17 protein-coding genes are annotated in these 17,720 nt (G+C 53.2%); 14 read left to right on the top strand and 3 right to left on the bottom strand.

What is annotated here, in order from left to right; genetic code table 11:
• Window positions 1-9 precede the first annotated feature (9 nt).
• The 12 genes from GT409_RS14585 (at window position 10) to rnc (ending at window position 13,097) form a co-directional block, all read left to right on the top strand.
• Window positions 10-1,971, top strand: coding sequence for an FAD-dependent oxidoreductase (locus tag GT409_RS14585; protein ID WP_160629787.1), 1,962 nt, complete (start codon window positions 10-12; stop codon window positions 1,969-1,971).
• Window positions 1,972-2,150: 179 nt separating this feature from the next.
• Window positions 2,151-3,134, top strand: a complete 984-nt coding sequence (locus tag GT409_RS14580) for an NAD(P)-dependent oxidoreductase (RefSeq protein ID WP_160629786.1) — start codon at window positions 2,151-2,153, stop codon at window positions 3,132-3,134.
• A gap of 62 nt (window positions 3,135-3,196) precedes the next feature.
• A complete protein-coding gene (locus GT409_RS14575) occupies window positions 3,197-3,991 on the top strand; it encodes a sugar phosphate isomerase/epimerase family protein (RefSeq protein ID WP_160629785.1) in 795 nt (264 codons plus the stop codon).
• The gene (locus tag GT409_RS14570) at window positions 3,988-4,905 is read left to right on the top strand and encodes an alpha/beta hydrolase (RefSeq protein WP_233231570.1); all 918 of its coding nucleotides are present in this window, start codon (window positions 3,988-3,990) and stop codon (window positions 4,903-4,905) included. Before GT409_RS14575 ends, GT409_RS14570 begins: the two co-directional genes overlap by 4 nt.
• Entirely contained in the window at window positions 4,902-5,348 is a 447-nt protein-coding gene (locus GT409_RS14565; RefSeq protein WP_160629784.1) for a hypothetical protein, read from the top strand. Before GT409_RS14570 ends, GT409_RS14565 begins: the two co-directional genes overlap by 4 nt.
• A gap of 294 nt (window positions 5,349-5,642) precedes the next feature.
• Window positions 5,643-7,148, top strand: coding sequence for a proline--tRNA ligase (gene proS, locus GT409_RS14560; RefSeq protein ID WP_160629783.1), 1,506 nt, complete (start codon window positions 5,643-5,645; stop codon window positions 7,146-7,148).
• Window positions 7,149-7,173: 25 nt separating this feature from the next.
• The gene (locus GT409_RS14555; RefSeq protein WP_160629782.1) at window positions 7,174-7,767 is read left to right on the top strand and encodes a hypothetical protein; all 594 of its coding nucleotides are present in this window, start codon (window positions 7,174-7,176) and stop codon (window positions 7,765-7,767) included.
• A gap of 113 nt (window positions 7,768-7,880) precedes the next feature.
• Window positions 7,881-8,162 carry an HU family DNA-binding protein gene (locus GT409_RS14550; protein WP_160629781.1) on the top strand — a complete coding sequence of 94 codons (282 nt, stop codon included), beginning with the start codon at window positions 7,881-7,883 and terminating at the stop codon, window positions 8,160-8,162.
• A gap of 13 nt (window positions 8,163-8,175) precedes the next feature.
• On the top strand, window positions 8,176-9,423 hold the full coding sequence (hisS, locus tag GT409_RS14545; protein ID WP_160629780.1) for a histidine--tRNA ligase: 1,248 nt from the start codon (window positions 8,176-8,178) through the stop codon (window positions 9,421-9,423).
• A 17-nt stretch (window positions 9,424-9,440) separates the two neighbouring features.
• Window positions 9,441-11,234, top strand: coding sequence for an aspartate--tRNA ligase (aspS, locus tag GT409_RS14540; RefSeq protein ID WP_160629779.1), 1,794 nt, complete (start codon window positions 9,441-9,443; stop codon window positions 11,232-11,234).
• 232 nt (window positions 11,235-11,466) lie between these two features.
• On the top strand, window positions 11,467-12,282 hold the full coding sequence (locus tag GT409_RS14535) for a phosphate ABC transporter substrate-binding protein (RefSeq protein WP_160629778.1): 816 nt from the start codon (window positions 11,467-11,469) through the stop codon (window positions 12,280-12,282).
• 137 nt (window positions 12,283-12,419) lie between these two features.
• Window positions 12,420-13,097, top strand: a complete 678-nt coding sequence (gene rnc, locus GT409_RS14530; protein ID WP_160629777.1) for a ribonuclease III — start codon at window positions 12,420-12,422, stop codon at window positions 13,095-13,097.
• A 1-nt stretch (window position 13,098) separates the two neighbouring features.
• Here the strand turns inward: rnc and GT409_RS14525 are convergent, their stop codons facing one another.
• A complete protein-coding gene (locus GT409_RS14525; protein ID WP_160629776.1) occupies window positions 13,099-13,848 on the bottom strand; it encodes a rhomboid family protein in 750 nt (249 codons plus the stop codon).
• A 92-nt stretch (window positions 13,849-13,940) separates the two neighbouring features.
• On the opposite strand from GT409_RS14525, the gene GT409_RS14520 reads away from it, so the two are divergent.
• Both GT409_RS14520 and GT409_RS14515 read left to right on the top strand, forming a co-directional pair.
• On the top strand, window positions 13,941-14,924 hold the full coding sequence (locus GT409_RS14520; RefSeq protein ID WP_160629775.1) for a L,D-transpeptidase family protein: 984 nt from the start codon (window positions 13,941-13,943) through the stop codon (window positions 14,922-14,924).
• Window positions 14,925-15,029: 105 nt separating this feature from the next.
• Window positions 15,030-15,986 carry an acetyl-CoA carboxylase carboxyltransferase subunit alpha gene (locus GT409_RS14515; RefSeq protein ID WP_160629774.1) on the top strand — a complete coding sequence of 319 codons (957 nt, stop codon included), beginning with the start codon at window positions 15,030-15,032 and terminating at the stop codon, window positions 15,984-15,986.
• A 92-nt stretch (window positions 15,987-16,078) separates the two neighbouring features.
• On the opposite strand, the gene folB is transcribed toward GT409_RS14515, so the two are convergent.
• Together folB and GT409_RS14505 are read right to left on the bottom strand one after the other, a co-directional pair.
• Entirely contained in the window at window positions 16,079-16,435 is a 357-nt protein-coding gene (gene folB, locus GT409_RS14510; RefSeq protein WP_160629773.1) for a dihydroneopterin aldolase, read from the bottom strand.
• A gap of 104 nt (window positions 16,436-16,539) precedes the next feature.
• Window positions 16,540-17,718, bottom strand: coding sequence for a Gfo/Idh/MocA family protein (locus GT409_RS14505; protein ID WP_160629772.1), 1,179 nt, complete (start codon window positions 17,716-17,718; stop codon window positions 16,540-16,542).
• Window positions 17,719-17,720 lie beyond the last annotated feature (2 nt).

Genomic DNA, 17,720 nt, shown 5'->3' with positions numbered 1-17,720 from the left:
TCACTCCTTATGAAAACGAGTGATTTGAAGATTGGACAGCATACGGTTCCGGTTGTACGGGTACATTCTTTGGTAATTGGTTCCGGAGCGGCGGGCTTGAATGCGGCGGTTCAGCTGCGCAATCAGGGCATTGCTGACGTGCTGATTGTGACCGAAGGGCTGAAGATGGGAACGTCCATCAACACCGGCTCGGACAAGCAGACCTATTACAAATCTGCGATGTGCGGCAACGACCTCGATGCACCGCTGGCCATGGCCAAAAACTTTTTCTCGCCCGGTTCCATGCACGGCGATCTGGCGCTGATCGAAGCGGCGGTTTCCGCGCGCGGTTTCCTTAACCTCGTGAATCTCGGAGTCAAATTCCCGCAGGATGCCTATGGGCAGTTTATCGGTTACAAAACCGACCACGATCCCGCGCAACGCGGAACGTCAGTCGGTCCTTATACCTCGCGCGACATGTGTCTGGCTCTCATCGCCGAAGTCAAACGCCGTGACATTCCGGTTCAGGAAAAAACCAATGTCGTCAGCCTGCTTACGGTCGGCGAAGGCAAAGAGAAGCGCGCGTGCGGAGCGCTGGCGCTCGACGCCAAGGGCGAGTTGGTCGCCTTTGCCGCCGACAACGTCGTGTTTGCGGTGGGCGGGCCGGGCGGCCTGTACAAAACCAGCGTGTATCCGGTGGTGCATACCGGCGCAATCGGCATCGCGCTGCGTGCCGGCGCGAAGGCGCAGGGGCTTCCGGAAGCGCAGTACGGTCTGGCGTCCATCAAGTTCCGCTGGAACGTTTCCGGCACCTATATGCAGGTCGTGCCGAAGTTTGTTTCCACCGATGCCGACGGCAAAAGCAACCCGCGCGAATTTCTGTGCGATTATTTTGACGACCTCGGTGAAATGCACTCAAAGGTTTTTCTGAAGGGCTATCAGTGGCCGTTTGACTCCAAGAAAATTGTCGGCGGGTCATCGATTATAGACATTCTGGTCTATATCGAAACCGCGCTCAAAGGTCGCCGCGTGTTTCTTGACTATCGCGAAAATCCGGACGGCTTCGATTTCCAAACATTGGAAAAAGAGGCCTTCGAGTATCTGGAGAATTCAGGCGCGTTTCAGAAGACGCCGATTGAGCGGCTGAAGCACATGAATCCCGGCGCGATCTCGCTCTATAAAGATCACGGCATCGACATCACCCAAGAGCCGCTTGAGGTCGCGGTCTGCGCCCAGCACAACAACGGCGGACTGGCCGGCAACCATTGGTGGGAGTCTATCAACATTAAACACCTGTTCCCGGTCGGTGAAGTGAACGGTTCGCACGGCGTGGCGCGTCCCGGTGGTTCTGCGCTGAACTCCGGACAGGTCGGTTCGATCCGCGCTGCTGAATTTATCGCCAATGTCTACGAACGTTCCGATTTGAAAATGAGCGAGTTTAACAAAGCCGCCCGCGCTGAAGTAAGAGATGTGCTCGGGTTCCTCGGTCGCTGTGAAACGTCAGGGCAGAAATGGCGGGCAGTTCGAAATGAACTGCAGGAGCGTATGAGTCGTGCCGGGGCCCATATTCGTTCGCTTGATGAATTGAAGGATGCCGTCAAAGAAGCGAAAGAGCAGCTTGATGCGCTCGAAGTGCAGGGATGCAAAGCCGGTAATGCCGTTGAAAAAGTTCAGGCGCTTCGTAACCGGCAGCTCTGTTACGCACACTGGGTTTATCTGGCTGCGACGCTCTATCAGGTAAAAAGCGGTGTCGGCTCGCGCGGGTCAGCCATGGTGCGCGACGCATCCGGAAAACGCGCCCATAAACAGCTCGCCAAAGACGAGTGGAGCTTCCTGCCGGAAGATCCCTCCTTCAAAGAAAAAGTGCAGGAGACCGTGGTCGCCGGCGGGAAAATCAAAAACCGCTGGGTAAAATGCCGTCCGATTCCGGAAAGCAACCTTTGGTTCGAAACCGCATGGGCCGACTTTCGCGCCGGAAAAATTTATCGCTAACCCGTATATTAAGATGGGAATTTGAAGGTTATCGATTTACGGTCTGCTTCCGTGAGTTTTGCTTCAATTTGTTATTTAGAAGGTTGTGACGCAAACACGTTTTTTCCTGTGTAACGGTCGAGTTTTTTATGCTGCGGACCGGATGAAAACAGCCTCGAATGAAACGCTGAGGAGTACAGATGCCAGAGAAAATGAAAGCTGCGGTTTTTCACGAGAGTGTTACATGGATGTCGGATGCATTCGACAAAGTATACGCTCAGGGGCGGTGTGAACGCCTTGCGGAGATCACTGACCTCTATCCTGTGCGGATTTCGCGCGACAATTTTTATGACCATGTTGAAGATCTTCAGGATCTGGATGTGATTTTTTCCACTTGGGACATGGTGGTGCTCTCTTCGGAGGAAGTACAAATGCTGCCGAACCTGAAAGCAGTTTTCTATGCCGCCGGCGCCAGCAGCTCCTTCCGGGAGTCGTTTGAGGAAAACGGAGTTGTTGTCTGCAGTGCGACGGCTGCCAATGCAATTCCGGTTGCGGAGTTTGCCCTTGCTCAGGTGCTGCTTGCCGGAGCCGGAGCCTATCGCAACAGTCGTGAATGCGTGGATGTTCAGTCCACGACGATCGCCAACAGCCATCGCGGCTGCGGAAACTACGGCAACCGTGTCAGCATTCTGGGCAACGGAGCAATCTCCAGTAAGTTGCAGGACTTTTTAAAACATCACGATCTGGAAGTAGTGGTTGTTCCCTCGCGTGCCGAAAACCGGACCGTTTCGATCGCAGAGGCCTTTGCTACATCATTTGCTGTCGTTAATCTGTTTCCGGACCGCGATGATAATGTCGGAGTTTATAATCGCCCTTTGTTTGAAAGCATGATGGACAGCGCTGTCTTTATCAATGTTGGACGCGGACGGCAGGTAAACGAAACTGACCTTATTGCGGTAATGAAAGAACGTCCGGACCTCACTGCGCTGCTGGACATCACCTGGCCGGAGCCTCCGATCGACGGTTCAGAACTGTATACGGTTCCGAATATTCAGTTGACCGGACATTTAGCCGGCTCAAAGTCATCCGAACTGATCCGGATGGCCGATTTTATGATCGAGGATTTTCAAAGGTGGGAAAAAGGAGAGCCGCTGAAGTATCGGGTGCGGCCCGATCAGCTCTGACTTTTCCAACCATTGGAAAAAATAATGGATGATGGCGTGGTCTTCTTCCGAAGGTTGGAAATATGAAAACAGGAATTTGCTCAATTACATTTCGTCCGATGAATGTCGGTCAGGTTGCGGATCTGGTAAAAACCGCCGGTCTTGATGCCATTGAATGGGGCGGCGACGTACACGTTCGGCCCGGCGATCTGACGGCTGCGCGAGTCGCCCGCCGTACAACCGTGGATGCAGGACTGGAAGTTTCTTCCTACGGTTCCTATTTCCGGGTTCTGGATAAAGAAGGAAGAGCAGAAGCGTTTCAGCCGGTGCTCGACAGTACGCTGGCGCTGGAAACGAATACGGTGCGTATCTGGGCCGGATATTCGGCGTCGGCGGAGGTGAGCGAAGATGTCAGGTCGCGGTTTGCTGAACAGGCTCAGCGGGTGGCTGAGATGGCGGCGGCTTCCGGAGTGAATATCGGCTTTGAGTTCCATGACCACTCACTGACGGATACCAACGAATCTGCCGCGAAGCTTCTGCAGGAGATCGATGCTCCGAATGTGTATCTTTACTGGCAGCCGATGTATCAGGGACCGGACATGGATTACCGGATGGCAGGGCTCCATGATCTCAAAGACCGGATTTTAAACTTCCATGTGTTCCACTGGGAGTATGATGGATCGAAAGAGCTCTGGATTGATGCGGTGGATCGTCGCCCGCTGAGCGAGGGACAGGCGGAGTGGAAACAGTATTTTTCCGTGGAGCTCCCGCCTCGCGAGCGCTATGCTCTGCTCGAGTTTGTTCGCGATGATGATCCGAAGCGGTTTCTTGAGGATGCCGAGACCTTAAAGGCGTGGTTGGAAGGGACCGTGAAATGAAACGCAAAGAATGGATCGTTGCGGGTTGGAATCTGTTGTTCTGTTTTGAAATGTCATTTATGCTGACCGGGTTTTTCAAGGGGGTGTTTGGAGTGAAGAAAAAAGTGATTGCTGCTGTTTTAGTCTCTGCCGGGTGTGTCATGGCGGAGGTCGCGCCGGATGAAGTGATTGAATATAAAGAGACCCCGCAGGGTTCAATGACTCTGCATGTATTTAATCCGCCTAATCACACGGCCGGAGACAAAACCCCGGGGATTGTTTTTTTCTTCGGGGGCGGCTGGAAGGGGGGAGCCCCAACTCATTTTTACCCTCAGAGCCGGTTTTTGGCTTCTCGGGGCATGGTGGCAATTTGCGCCGATTATCGGACGGCCGAAGATGGAACATCACCGCAGGAATGTGTAAAAGACGGAAAATCAGCGATGCGCTGGGTGCGCAGCCATGCAGAAGAGCTTGGAGTTGACCCCGACATGCTGGCTGCCGGTGGCGGGTCCGCGGGCGGACATGTGGCGGCGGCAACGGCAACGCTTGATGGCTTTAATGAAGAGGGCGAGGACCTCTCCGTCAGCTGTCGCCCGGATGCGCTGGTGCTGTTTAATCCGGTTTTTGATAACGGTCCGGATGGGTATGGCTATGACCGGGTTTCCGGGTATTGGAAGGATTTCTCGCCGCTGCACAATCTGATGCCTGACGTGCCGCCAACGCTGATCCAGCTCGGCACCAGGGATCAGCTGATCCCGGTGGCGACTGCCGAGGCTTATAAAGCAAGGATGGGCGAACTGGGTGTTCGTTGCGATTTGCTTCTGTATGAAGGTCAGGAGCATGGTTTTTTTAATACGGCGAAGTATGAGGAAACCCTTCGGGCTGCCGATGAGTTTCTGATGTCGCTGGACTATTTGCCGGAAAGGAACAAATGACGCATCTGGACGCAAAAGAAGAGCTTGAGTTTCTGGAGGAAATTCACGGCGGCGACTTGTCAAAGGTGTTTGGCTACCTGCGTGAATCGTTTACTTTGCTTCAGACGCGATCACAGATGCTGCTTGGGTTGGCAACTATATGTCTGACAATTACTGGTTTTTCCGGTCCGCGCATGGCTGCTGCCAGCCCTTACAGTCGGGTTTTTATTGGGGCGGGGTTATGTTTTGTGCTGTTCTCCGTAGTGTGTATGGTTTGCGGTCCGTTGAATCTCCGGTGGATCACGGCGTGGAAGGGTGAGGACGTTCGGTCGACTCTGGTTGCTCACTTGAATCGTCGCAATTTCAAAACCTGGTTGTACAAAACTGCGATGGTTCTCTTGCTTGCAGGACTGACCTGTTATTTGGGAAGCGTTCTCTGTTATTTGTCAGTCGTTCAATCGTAGCCGGGAAGTTTTCGGTAAGAAGCAAATGTATAGCGAAGACTGATTCTTCAGGTGTTCTCTTGTGTCCGTGGTCCCTTGCCAAGGGCTCGAGGAATGAGCAATCAGCCTGAATGATATCCTCCTATCGTGACAGCACGCCTTTCGGGCCGGCGGGTTTTGATTCGCAACTCGTCTTTTGTATTCTTCGTTTCTCCCGGACTCAAGGGGCTTCCGGACCTTGAAAAAAATGTTCCAAGGTCTGGAAACTGCCGGATGGTGTCTGTAAGCTGTGCGTTTATTTTTCAGGAGAATTGTATGGCGAAGCAGCAGAAGACGGCAATTACCCCGACGCGGGAAGAGAATTATCCGGAATGGTACCAGCAGGTGGTGCGCGCGGCCGACCTGGCCGAAAACAGTGATGTGCGCGGCTGTATGGTGATTAAGCCGTGGGGCTATGCGCTTTGGGAAAACATTAAGGCCGGTCTCGACGGCCTGTTTAAAGCGACCGGCCATGTGAACGCCTATTTCCCGCTGTTTATTCCTAAAAGCTATTTGGAAAAGGAAGCGGAGCATGTCGATGGCTTTGCAAAAGAGTGCGCGGTTGTAACGCATCACCGTTTGGAGGCGGGGCCCGATGGCGGCCTGGTGCCGGCCGGAGAGCTGGAGGAACCGCTGATTGTTCGCCCGACGTCGGAAACCATCATTGGTGCCACGTATGCCAAGTGGGTTCAGAGCTATCGCGACCTGCCGATTCTGATTAACCAGTGGGCCAATGTCGTCCGCTGGGAAATGCGTACACGCCTGTTCCTGCGTACGGCTGAATTCCTGTGGCAGGAAGGTCATACGGTTCACGAGACAGAAGCCGAAGCGTGGGAGGAAACCCGCAAGATGCTTGATGTTTACAAGAAGTTTGCTGAAGAGTACATGGCGATGCCGGTGCTGATTGGCGAGAAAACCGCAGGTGAACGTTTTCCGGGTGCGGTCAGCACGCTTTGTATTGAGGCTATGATGCAGGACCGCAAGGCGCTGCAGGCCGGGACGAGCCATTTCCTGGGACAGAACTTTGCAAAAGCATCCGGCATTACCTTCCAGTCGCGTGAGGGACGCGAAGAGGTGGCATGGACGACGTCATGGGGTGTTTCAACCCGCCTGATCGGCGGGATGATTATGACGCACGGTGATGATGACGGCATGGTGATGCCGCCGCGTCTGGCGCCGAGCCATGTGGTGATTTTACCGATCATTCGCAAAGATACTGATCGTGAAAAGATCATGGCTTACTGCAATGAAACCGCTGAGATGCTGCGGACACAGACTTACGCCGGGCGTCCGGTTGAAGTGGTTGTTGATGGTCGTGATATCAACGCCGGTGAAAAAGGCTGGGGCTGGGTGAAGAAAGGGATTCCGATCCGCATTGAAATCGGGCCGCGCGATATGGAGAGTAATTCGGTGTTTGTCGCCCGTCGCGACAAGGGTCCGAAGGAAAAATACGGTCAGAGCCGTGAGGAGTTTGCAGCTTCTGTAACGTCCGTTTTGGAAGAGATGCAGCAGTTGCTGTTTGAGCGTGCCTGCGCTTTTCGTGCTGAAAATACCCGCGAAATCGACAGCTGGGATGATTTTGTCCAGTTCTTTAAGGCAGAGGGCGGAGGCTTTGCTTTGGCTCACTGGGACGGTACGGAAGAGACCGAACAGAAAATTAACGACGAATTGTCTGTAACCATTCGTTGTATTCCTTTTGATTACGAGGCTGGCGGAGAAGGAACGTGCATCGTCAGCGGCAGGCCGAGCAAAGGTCGCGTGGTTTTTGCAAAGAGCTATTAATTGGGAATTTCTGGAGCGTATTGGTATGGCAAAGAGCAGATTTGACAGGGTTAAAGGAACGAAAGATTTTCTGGTTGCCGGAGTGATCTGTATTTTTCTATGCCTTTGGGCAATTCGTGACGCATGGTTTCCTACGAAGAAAGTGCTGGAAAAGCATCCGCTGACCTATCCGGTCACAGTGGCGGTGTCCGGGGTGGTGAAACATATTCCCGTTAATGTGGGAGACAGTGTTGCCGGATCAGCTCCATTGCTGACATTGCAGACCCGGGCCTATGAAGAGGCTGTGGAAGCAGCAGAAGAGGCTTATAAGGACGTGCAGGGTGAAGAAAAGGATGTGCTTCTCGAAAAGCTGAATGCTCTGGTGCAGGCTCGGGAAAACCTGAAAGCCACCACGGTTGCATGTTCAGACTTTATGTTGAAAACCACTCATGGAGAGGATCCTCTTCAGGGCAAGGTGCTGGAGATTCTGGCAGAGCCGGCGACTGAGGTCGAGGCGGGCGAGACGGTGATGTTGATTCAGCCGAAAGATACGTTCTATATTTTCAATAAAACATTGGCTGTATTCAGCTTTATTTTAGCGGCGGTGTTCCTGTTTTTTCACAGGGTTGCATCCAGGTAAAAAAAAAGCATTGAGAATAGGTCTTGACCGAGGACGGCTGAATACTAAGATCAGCGGCCTTGTCTAAAATATGTAACCTGTTACAGCCTAGACAATTCGAAGCAGGGGGAAGCATGACAAAAAGAGATTTAGTAATTCGTATTGCCGATGAAACCGGATTGATCCAGCAGGATGTGGCCGCTGTGTTGCAGAAGTCGCTGGATTACATCACAGAGGCTCTCGAAAAAGGAGAGACCGTTGAGTTCCGGAACTTCGGCGTTTTTGAGATTAATGTTCGCAAGTCCCGCATCGGCCGGAATCCGAACAAACCGGAGAATGTTGTAACGATTCCAGAGCGGAAAGTCGTTAAATTCAAGCCTGGCAAAATTATGAAGCAGCGCATCACCGGTATTTAATAAGCAGTTTCCTATGGCCTCCAGTTCTTTTCAGCCCCTTCAGGGCATGTCGGATATCGCTCCGCCGGATGTATACCTCTGGCAGATGCTAGAAGCCCGGGCGCGCGAAGTTTTCGCGCGCTATCGTTTTGAAGAGGTGCGTACGCCTATTCTCGAAAAAACCGCATTGTTCACTCATTCGCTGGGTGACACTACGGATGTGGTTACTAAAGAAATGTACTGCCTCGAAGACCGCGGAGGGCGCAAGCTCTCTTTGCGTCCCGAAGGAACCGCCGGTTCGGTTCGCTACATCGCCTCTGGCGCAGAGCAGACGGCTAACGCCCGTATGTATTATATGGGTCCGATGTTCCGTTGTGAACGTCCTCAGGCAGGACGGAAACGACAGTTCCACCAAATCGGTCTGGAAGCTGCCGGCGCACCGAATCCGCTGGCTGATGCTGAAGTGATTGCGTTGCAGTTGAACCTTCTGTCTGCATGGGGGCTGGAGGGAGCAAAGATCCGTCTGAACACCATTGGGCTTCCGGAAGAGCGTGCGGCGGTGCTCGAAGGATTGCGCAATGCAATTCGCCCACGGTTTTCTGAGCTTCCAGAAGATGCTCAGCAGCGTTTCGAAACCAATGTGCTGAGACTGCTCGACTCTAAAGATCCGGCGGTTCAGGCCGTTATCGCGGATGTTCCTTCGGTGACTGAGCTGTTGAGTCAGGAATCGCGCGACTATCTGAATACAGTGGTCGAAACGCTTCGCAGTCTGGAGATCGATGTGGAAATCGATACCAGTCTGGTGAGAGGGCTCGACTATTACGTCCATACGGTGTGGGAAGTTGTGCATGGCGGTCTCGGAGCTCAGAACGCACTTTCCGGTGGCGGTCGTTATCAGGTTCAGGTCGGCAGCAGGACCATTGATGGGGTCGGTTTTGCCATGGGAATGGAACGGATGATTGCCGCGCTGGAATCAACTGGTATTACGGCGGATCAATTTGCTCCGGAGCCGGCCGTATTTATTGTTTCGCTTGGAGAGGCCGCTCTAAAAGAGAATCTGTTGTTGATGCAGATGCTCCGTCAGCGCGGGATTGCCTGCGAAATGGAACTGACGAACCGCAAAATCAAAGCACAGATGAAACGCGCCGATAAGCTTGGGGCCAGACAGGTCATCATTCGAGGCGATACCGAGCTTGAGAACGGCACCTTTGTTGTCAAAAACATGGAAGAGGGCACCCAGCAGGAACTGGAACTGCCTGAACTGATGAATTTATTAACCTAGAACCTGGAACTTCAGCTATGCACCAATACAGAACTCACACCTGCGGAGAGCTCCGCAAAGAGCATGTCGGACAAACCGTTCGGATTTCCGGATGGGTCAACACCATTCGCGACCACGGCGGCGTTCTTTTCATCGACCTTCGCGATCACTATGGCATCACTCAGGTCGTCATCAGCCCCGATAAAGCATTCTATAAAGATATCGAGCACTGGCGTGTTGAGACGGTGCTTCGCTTTACGGGTGACATTGTTGCCCGGGATGAGGCGGCCATCAATCCAAAGCTGGCCACCGGTGAAATTGAACTGGTTGCCGAAGAGATGCAGGTTCTTGGTGAATCCAAAGTGATTCCATTTCAGGTTAACAAAGACGAAGAGTGCAACGAAGCGCTTCGTCTGCAGTATCGTTTCCTCGACCTTCGTCGTGAGCAGCTTCATAAAAACCTGACTCTGCGCTCCAGGGTAATTGCCCGTATTCGCGAGCTGATGACGGCCGAAGGCTTTATGGAAATGCAGACGCCGATCCTCACCAGCTCATCGCCGGAAGGAGCACGCGACTATCTTGTGCCCAGCCGTGTGCATCCCGGTAAGTTCTATGCGCTTCCGCAGGCACCTCAGCAGTTCAAACAGCTGCTCATGACCTCCGGCTTTGACCGCTATTTCCAGATTGCTCCCTGTTTCCGCGATGAAGACGCCCGTGCCGACCGTTCGCCCGGCGAGTTTTATCAGCTCGACATGGAAATGGCCTTTGCAACTCAGGACGATGTTTTTGAAGTCAACGAACGTGTCCTTTCGACGATTTTCAAAGAATTCAGCGACAAGCAGGTCGACAGTACACCGTTTGCCCGTATTCCATATCTCGAAGCGATGGAGAAATACGGGACGGACAAGCCGGACTTGCGCAACCCGCTTGTCATTCAGAACGCGACCGAAATTTTCCGCAACTGCGGCTTCAAGGCATTTGCCGGAGTGGTCGAAAAAGGGGGCGAGGTAAAAACGATCGCTGTTAAAGGATGTGCCGATCAGCCGCGCAAATTCTTTGATGATATGATTGCCTATGCCCAGTCGGTCGGGGCTAAAGGTCTTGGCTATATCAGCTGGATCGATGGCGAAGTCAAAAGTCCGATTGCGAAATTCCTGTCCGAAGACGAATTGGCCCGCCTGAAGGGGCTCGGCGATATTGAAGACGGCGATACGATGTTCTTTATTGCCGACAAGCTGAAAGGCGCCTGGGAAATCGGCGGACATGTTCGTGCAGAGCTGGGGCGTCGTCTGGACCTGCTGGAAAAAGACGTTTTCCGCTTTTGCTGGATTGTCGACTTCCCCATGTACGAGCTGGATGACGACGGAAAAGTGGAGTTTTCCCACAACCCATTCTCTATGCCTCAGGGAGGAATGGACGATCTGCTCAATAAAGATCCGCTCAAAATCTTGGCATATCAGTACGACATCGTCTGCAACGGAACTGAGCTCTCCTCCGGAGCTGTGCGAAATCACAGTCCTGAACTGATGATGAAAGCCTTCGAAATTGCCGGGTACGGCAAAGAAGTTGTAGAGTCCAAGTTCCCGGCGCTGTACCGGGCGTTCCAATATGGCCCGCCGCCGCACGCCGGGATTGCCCCCGGAGTCGACCGTATGGTCATGCTGTTGGCGGAAGAGCCGAACATTCGCGAAGTCATCGCTTTCCCAATGAACCAGAAAGCAGAAGACCTGTTGATGAATGCTCCCGGGGAAGTGGAGTTCAACCAGATCCGCGATCTGCACCTGCGCATACACCTTCCTAAAAAACAGCAGGAAGACGCATCTGCAGAATAGAACTTCCAATCATCGGAAGCAGAAAGGCCCTGTTTTTTCAGAGTTTGGAAAACGGGGCTTTTTTGTGTTCAGCGGCTTTCACGTTCTTCTAATGCATCCTTAACGTTTCTCTAACAGTGATTTCTCATATTTTTCTGCGTTCACGGCGGAGACCGGCAAGACGGTGAAAGAAAAGACCTGTTTGCAGGAGCTGCCAGCATCAACAGAGTTGAAAATAAGGAGAAACTCTAACATGAAGAAAGCAATGCTCAGCATGATCCTCACTGCAGCAGCCCTGACGGCTTCTGCAGCAGATAAAATTGTAATTGATGGCTCGACCACTGTTGGACCGATTGGCAAAGCCTTTGCCGAATATTTCATGGCGGCAAATCCAGACGTAAACATCACGGTCAGTGAATCCGGGAGTGGAAACGGTGCCAAAAGCCTTGTCAACGGAGTCTGCGATGTCGCCGCAATGTCCCGGCCGATGAAAGACAGCGAGTTTAAAGCGGCTGCTGACAAAGGCATTCAGCCGGTTGCTCACGTGGTCGCTCTCGACGGTCTGCCGATTCTCGTGCATCCGAAAAATCCGATTGGTCAGCTGACGATCGAACAGATTCGCAAAATCTATACCGGTGAAATTTCCAACTGGAAAGAGGTTGGCGGTCCGGACCTGAATATTGTGGTCATCACCCGCGACACCAACAGCGGTACCTACGAAACCTTTGAAAAGCTCGTGATGAACAAACAGAAGATCACGGAAAAAGCTGAGTACGTCGGAAGTAACGGAGCCATTCGGCAGCGCGTACAGACAACTCCATCAGCCATTGGTTACGCCGGGCTTGGGTTTGTCGATAAAACCGTGAAGGCGCTTAAAGTCAATGGTGTCTATCCGTCTGCCGCGACTGTTCGCTCCGGAGAGTACCCGATTGCCCGTCCGCTTTTCATGTACACCAGCGGCTACCCGAAACTTGGATCCGCTGTCTACCGTTTCGTTACGCTTTACCTGAGCGAAGACGGCCAGGAAATGGTTGATGAAATTGGATTCATTCCGGTTACTTCCTACTAAGTTGACAGCCTGTCGGTTTGAAAAGGCGTTCCTGTCAGTCGGGAACGTCTTTTTGCTGTGAACGTAAAAAACCGCTGGAAGTATTTTGATGTCGGACGAATCTGCTGTAATTTTTTCCAATGATTGGAAAGACAGGCATGAAAGAGTTCCAGGGGTTGGAAAAACGGATCGGCTATCGTTTTAAAGACAAGCAGCTGTTGAAGGCTTCGCTGACCCATCCGTCCTATCGCTATGAAAATCCGGACGTGGAATCCGACAACCAGCGTCTCGAATTTCTCGGCGACTCCGTGCTCGGGCTGCTGGCTGCTGACGCGCTGATGAAAGTGCATCCGGAGGCGCCGGAAGGAGAATTGACCAAATTCAAGAGCGCGCTGGCTTCCGGCGCGTCGCTGGCCCGGGTCGCGGCCGATCTGGATCTGGGCGGTTCCCTGCGCATGGGTCGCGGCGAAGAAGCCGCCGGCGGAGCAGAGCGCGAATCCAATCTGGAAGATGCGCTGGAGGCGCTGATCGGTGCGATTTGGATGGACGGAGGATTGAAGGCGGTCCGCAGGTTTTTTGACCGGCATATTTTCCAGGTTTTGGAAAATACGGAACCGGCGATGCTGAATCCGAAGGGAACCCTTCAGGAGTTCGCTCAGAAAAAGGGGTTTGGTATTCCCGAATATTCAGTCGTTGAAGAGAGCGGGCCTGATCACGATCGCCGGTTTAAGGTGAAGGTGACAGTTTCCACGTTTGTTTTCCGGGGCGATGGCCGCAGCCGGCGCGAGGCCGAAAAAGTTGCTGCTGAAAAAGCGGTGCGAAGTCTGGTTCAGTAATTTACTGCCGCCCCGCACGCTTGAGCGTCGCACGCTCCGCGGGAGTCAGCGAATGCATTCCGTGTTGCGCAGCCTTGTCGAGAATCCGATCAATTTCTGATCGTGAAACCGGCGGCTTTTTTCGGGGAGCCAGGCTGCTGCGGATTTTTCGCATGATATCCGGGCGACTGATGATGATTGTATACGCAACGCCGGCAAGGGCGCCTCCAAGGTGCGCGGCATTTGCAACAACTCCGCCGGGGCCGCCAAGTACGTTAAGCAGTTCGTATGCGCCGAGAATTACCACCAACAGCCAGGCTTTGACCGGCAGAATTCCCCAAACGTACAGTTCGCGGTCGGGATAGAGGGCAGCAAAGGCTCCGAGGACGCCGAAGACGGCTCCGGACGCGCCAACGCAGGAATGCCACGGCGGTGAAAGCAGCGACCATCCCAGCCCGCCGAGGATGCCGCTTAAGAAATAGAGAATGAAAAAACGGTGGGTGCCGATTCCTCGTTCGACTTCCGGGCCGATAAAGAAAAGGGCCAGCATATTGAACAGAATGTGTCGGACGCCCTGATGCAGGAACTGATAGGTGACCAGTTCCCATACACCGAAGTGGGTCCACCAGTTGGCGTGGAGTTCAAAAAGAGGTTTCAGGGGGAAAATGAGCCAGTCGATGAGCGCGGCGGCGATGTTGAGGACCAGCAGGAGCTGGACTCCGTAGGTCATGCCGGCCGGATCTCCGAAGTGTGTATAGGGTCGTTGTTGCATGCGGAGCAGTGTAGATGATTTTTAATGAATTGCAAAAGGATGTACTTTAGATTAGTGTTTTCCTTCATTTTTACCAATTCAGGACGGATTCAATGGCTGATATTTATGTAAGACCCTACGGAGAGCGCAACCGCAACCCTTTACGCTTCCTTTTGCCGGTGCTGCTGATCGCCGCTCTGGTGGGCGGAGGAGTCTGGTGGTGGCTGGAACGGCCTGAGCCGGAGGAAAAACCGACAATTACTGAAACCCCGGCGTCGTCTACGGTTGCTTCCGAGACCCCGAAGATTGCATCGACCCCGAAGGTTGTGTCGACCCCGAAAGCTTCAGCCGCCGCAACAGCGCCCGGAGCTTCTGAGGATGTACAGCGCCTTTATGATGAGGCTCAGGCTCAGCTGAGCGCCGGCAAGCTGGCTCGGGCATCTGCTCTGTTCGGCGAAGTGGTTGAAAAGTCAAAGGATCCGGATTTGGCGATGAATGCGCTTCGGGTGCAGGGGCGGGTCAATGTAAAGCTGTTCTTATCTGAGATTCCGTCGGAATATAAGAAAACCTATGTGATTCAGCCTGGCGATTCTTTGGATCGCATTGCCCGCAAAAACGGTACAACCGTCGATCTGCTTCGTAAAATGAATGGCATTGAAGGGAACCTGATCTATCCCGGAGCCCGTCTTTTCGTGCCGGCGGCTCCGTTTCTGGTGGAGGTCGATAAGTCCGATCGCAAGCTGGACCTGACCATCAATGGACAGCTCTTTAAACGGTACGCCGTCGGTGTCGGCCGCTACGGGAAGACCCCGGTCGGAACGTTCTTCACGGTTGTGCATCAGGAAAATCCGGACTGGACCCCGCCGAGCGGGGGAATCGTAAAATTTGGTGATCCGCGAAATGTTCTTGGTACGCGCTGGATGTCATTTGAAGACAAGGCCCGCCCGGAGCTCAAAGGGTTTGGTATTCATGGAACGTCGGCCCGTGACAGTATCGGTGGAGAAACCAGCAATGGCTGTATTCGCATGTTGAATGAAGATGTTGAAGAGGTTTTCATGCTGATTCCGCGCGGAACCAAAGTGGTGATCCAGGAGTAGTCCGCTGTGGATCTCCTATGAAGGTTGCAAGAAATGGCTGTTGCACGAACGTAAATCTTTGGTTTCAATAGCCGGCCTAACGAATTTATAACACGAGGAGCCCCCATGCCCCCTTTTACACTTCCTTTTGAGAAACCTGTTCTTGATCTTGAAGATAAACTGCATGAGCTGGAAGCATTCAGCAAAGAGCAGGATATCGATGTGTCTCATGAGATTGAGCGCATGAAGGAAAAAATCAAAAGCACCCGGGAACAGATCTACAGCAATCTGACCGCATGGCAGAAGGTTCAGGTTGCCCGCCACCCCGAGCGGCCTTATACCATGGATTATATCCGGAACATGACCACCGACTTTGTGGAAATCCATGGCGATCGTATTCATGCTGACGATCGTGCAATCATAGGTGGATTCGCCAAGGTCGACGGCCAGAAGGTGATGATTCTTGGCTCCCAGAAGGGGCGTGACACCAAAAGCAATCTCGAATGCAACTTCGGCTGTGCTTATCCCGAAGGATACCGCAAGGCGCTGCGCCTGATGAAACTGGCCGATAAGTTCAATATTCCGGTTGTTACGCTCATCGATACTCCCGGGGCCTTTCCCGGACTGGAATCCGAAGAACGCCACATCGCTGAAGCTTTGGCTGTGAATATCCGTGAAATGTTCAACCTGAAGGTCCCGGTAATTGTCACGGTTATCGGGGAAGGTGGTTCCGGTGGTGCTTTGGGCATCGGAGTCGGCGACCGAATCCTGATTCTGGAACACGCCTATTATTCCGTCATTTCCCCGGAAGGCTGTGCCGCTATTCTCTTTAAGGATCGCGCTTATGCCGACAAATCCGCCGACGCCCTGAAAATTACCGCGCAGCATCTGCTTGAACGAAAACTCGCCGACGAAGTTATTCCAGAACCCAAAGGCGGTGCCCACACAGATCATCAGGCGATTGCGGATAATCTTAAAGCCGCAATCCTGCGCAACCTCAGCGAACTGAAAGAGCTCTCCGGTGATCAGCTCAAAGCCGGGCGCTACGAAAAATTCCGCGCCATGGGTGTGTTTGAAGAGTAAAACGTATTGCGTATTTCCATGCTTTGGAAACAGAACGTCCGGGTTTTCCATCCACTGGAAAATCCGGACGTTTTCTTTTTCCAAGCTCCGCTCTAAGCTGTGCGTGATCGAGTCACTTCCACGGCAACGCTTTTACAGAATCGCAGGGCGCCGGGTTTATCGATGGTTACGGTGGCGCTCTGAACCTTGGCATCTTTCAGGCAGATTGCGGCCACGCCTTCGGCGAGCGATTCAATCAGCTTAAAGCTGCTCTTTTCGACAAAGTCCAGAATGCTCAGCTTGATCGTTTTGTAATCGACAGTGTCGTTGAGGTCGTCGCTTTTGCCGGCGGCGCTAAGGTCAGTATCCATCACTACATTAATGATGACATCCTGTTTTTTATCCCGTTCTTCAGGATACAGGCCGATGATGCAGCGAAGGGAAAGGTCTTTGATAGTTATGCGGTCCATGTTTTTTACGCTAGCAGGATTTGTTTTTTTGAACAAGGCCCGGGAAGCAAGGAAGGGCCGGTTTTCCAATATTTGGAAAACCGGCTTGTGGATAAAGGGTAAGATCAGGAAAGTTCGGGGACGTCGACCCACGTGCGTTCTTTCCAGCTTTTTATGCCGAGTTCGGCCAGCTGAACACCTTTTGCGCCTTCCATCAGCGTGTATTTCCATGGTTCGTTGAGTGCGACGTGGCGCAGGAACATTTCCCACTGAATTTTGAATGCGTTGTCGTATTCAATGTTGTTGGGGACGTCTTCCCACGCGCCGTAGAAGTTGATCGGCTGGGGAACATCGGGGTTCCAGACCGGCTTCGGCGTGTTGGCGGCGGACTGTGTTTTGACTTCGCGCAGGCCGGCGACGGCAGAGCCTTTTGATCCATCAACCTGAACAGTCAGCAGGTCGTCGCGCCGCACACGGGTGCACCATGAGCTGTTGAACTGAACCATGGTTCCGTTTTCGAGCAGGAACATGGCATAGGCGGAGTCATCGGCGGTGGCTTTAAACGACGTTCCGTCTTCGGCGCGGCGTTCGTCGATGTCGGTCTTGCCGTAGGCGACGAGGCTTTTGATCGGTCCGAAGACGTTGTCGATCACATAGCGCCAATGGCAGAACATATCGATCATCATGCCGCCGCCGTCTTCCGCGCGATAGTTCCAGCTCGGGCGCTGCGCGGGCTGGTCGGTTTCCATGCCGGTGAAGACCCAGTAGCCGAAGTCGCCTTTGACGGACAGGATTTTGCCGAAGAAGCCGAGTTCCTGCAGCATTTTGAGTTTGCGGAAGCCGGGCAGCCACAGCTTGTCCTGAACAACACCGTTTTTTAGACCGGCTTCGTCAACGAGCCTGGCAAGGCGAACGGCTTCTTTAGTTTCAACGGCGGTTGGTTTTTCGCAGTAGATGGCTTTGCCGGCTTTAACGGCCATTTCGATGAAGCCCGCGCGCTGCAGCGTGCCGGAGGCGTCGAAAAAGATTTCGTAGTCGCCGTATTTTCCGTCGAGTGCTCCTTGTACGTCGGTGGTGTATTTGTAAGCTTCGCCGCGCGCTTCGTTTCCGTACTTCTCAGCGAGTGCTTTGAGCGCGTAGTCGCGGCGGCCGGTGAGGATCGGGTCAGGCATCAGGGTCAGGTCATTGCTGATTTGAATGCCGCCTTGTTTGATGATCGCGGTGATGGAGCGCGCCAGATGCTGGTTGGTTCCCATGCGTCCGGTTACGCCGTTCATGATGATGCCAATGCGTTTAATATCCATGG

The sequence above is a fragment of the Tichowtungia aerotolerans genome (genome assembly GCF_009905215.1).
Taxonomy (GTDB): Bacteria; Verrucomicrobiota; Kiritimatiellia; order Kiritimatiellales; family Tichowtungiaceae; genus Tichowtungia; species Tichowtungia aerotolerans.
Note: the sequence above shows the minus strand (reverse complement) of the source record. Positions and strands in the feature narration are given on the sequence as shown.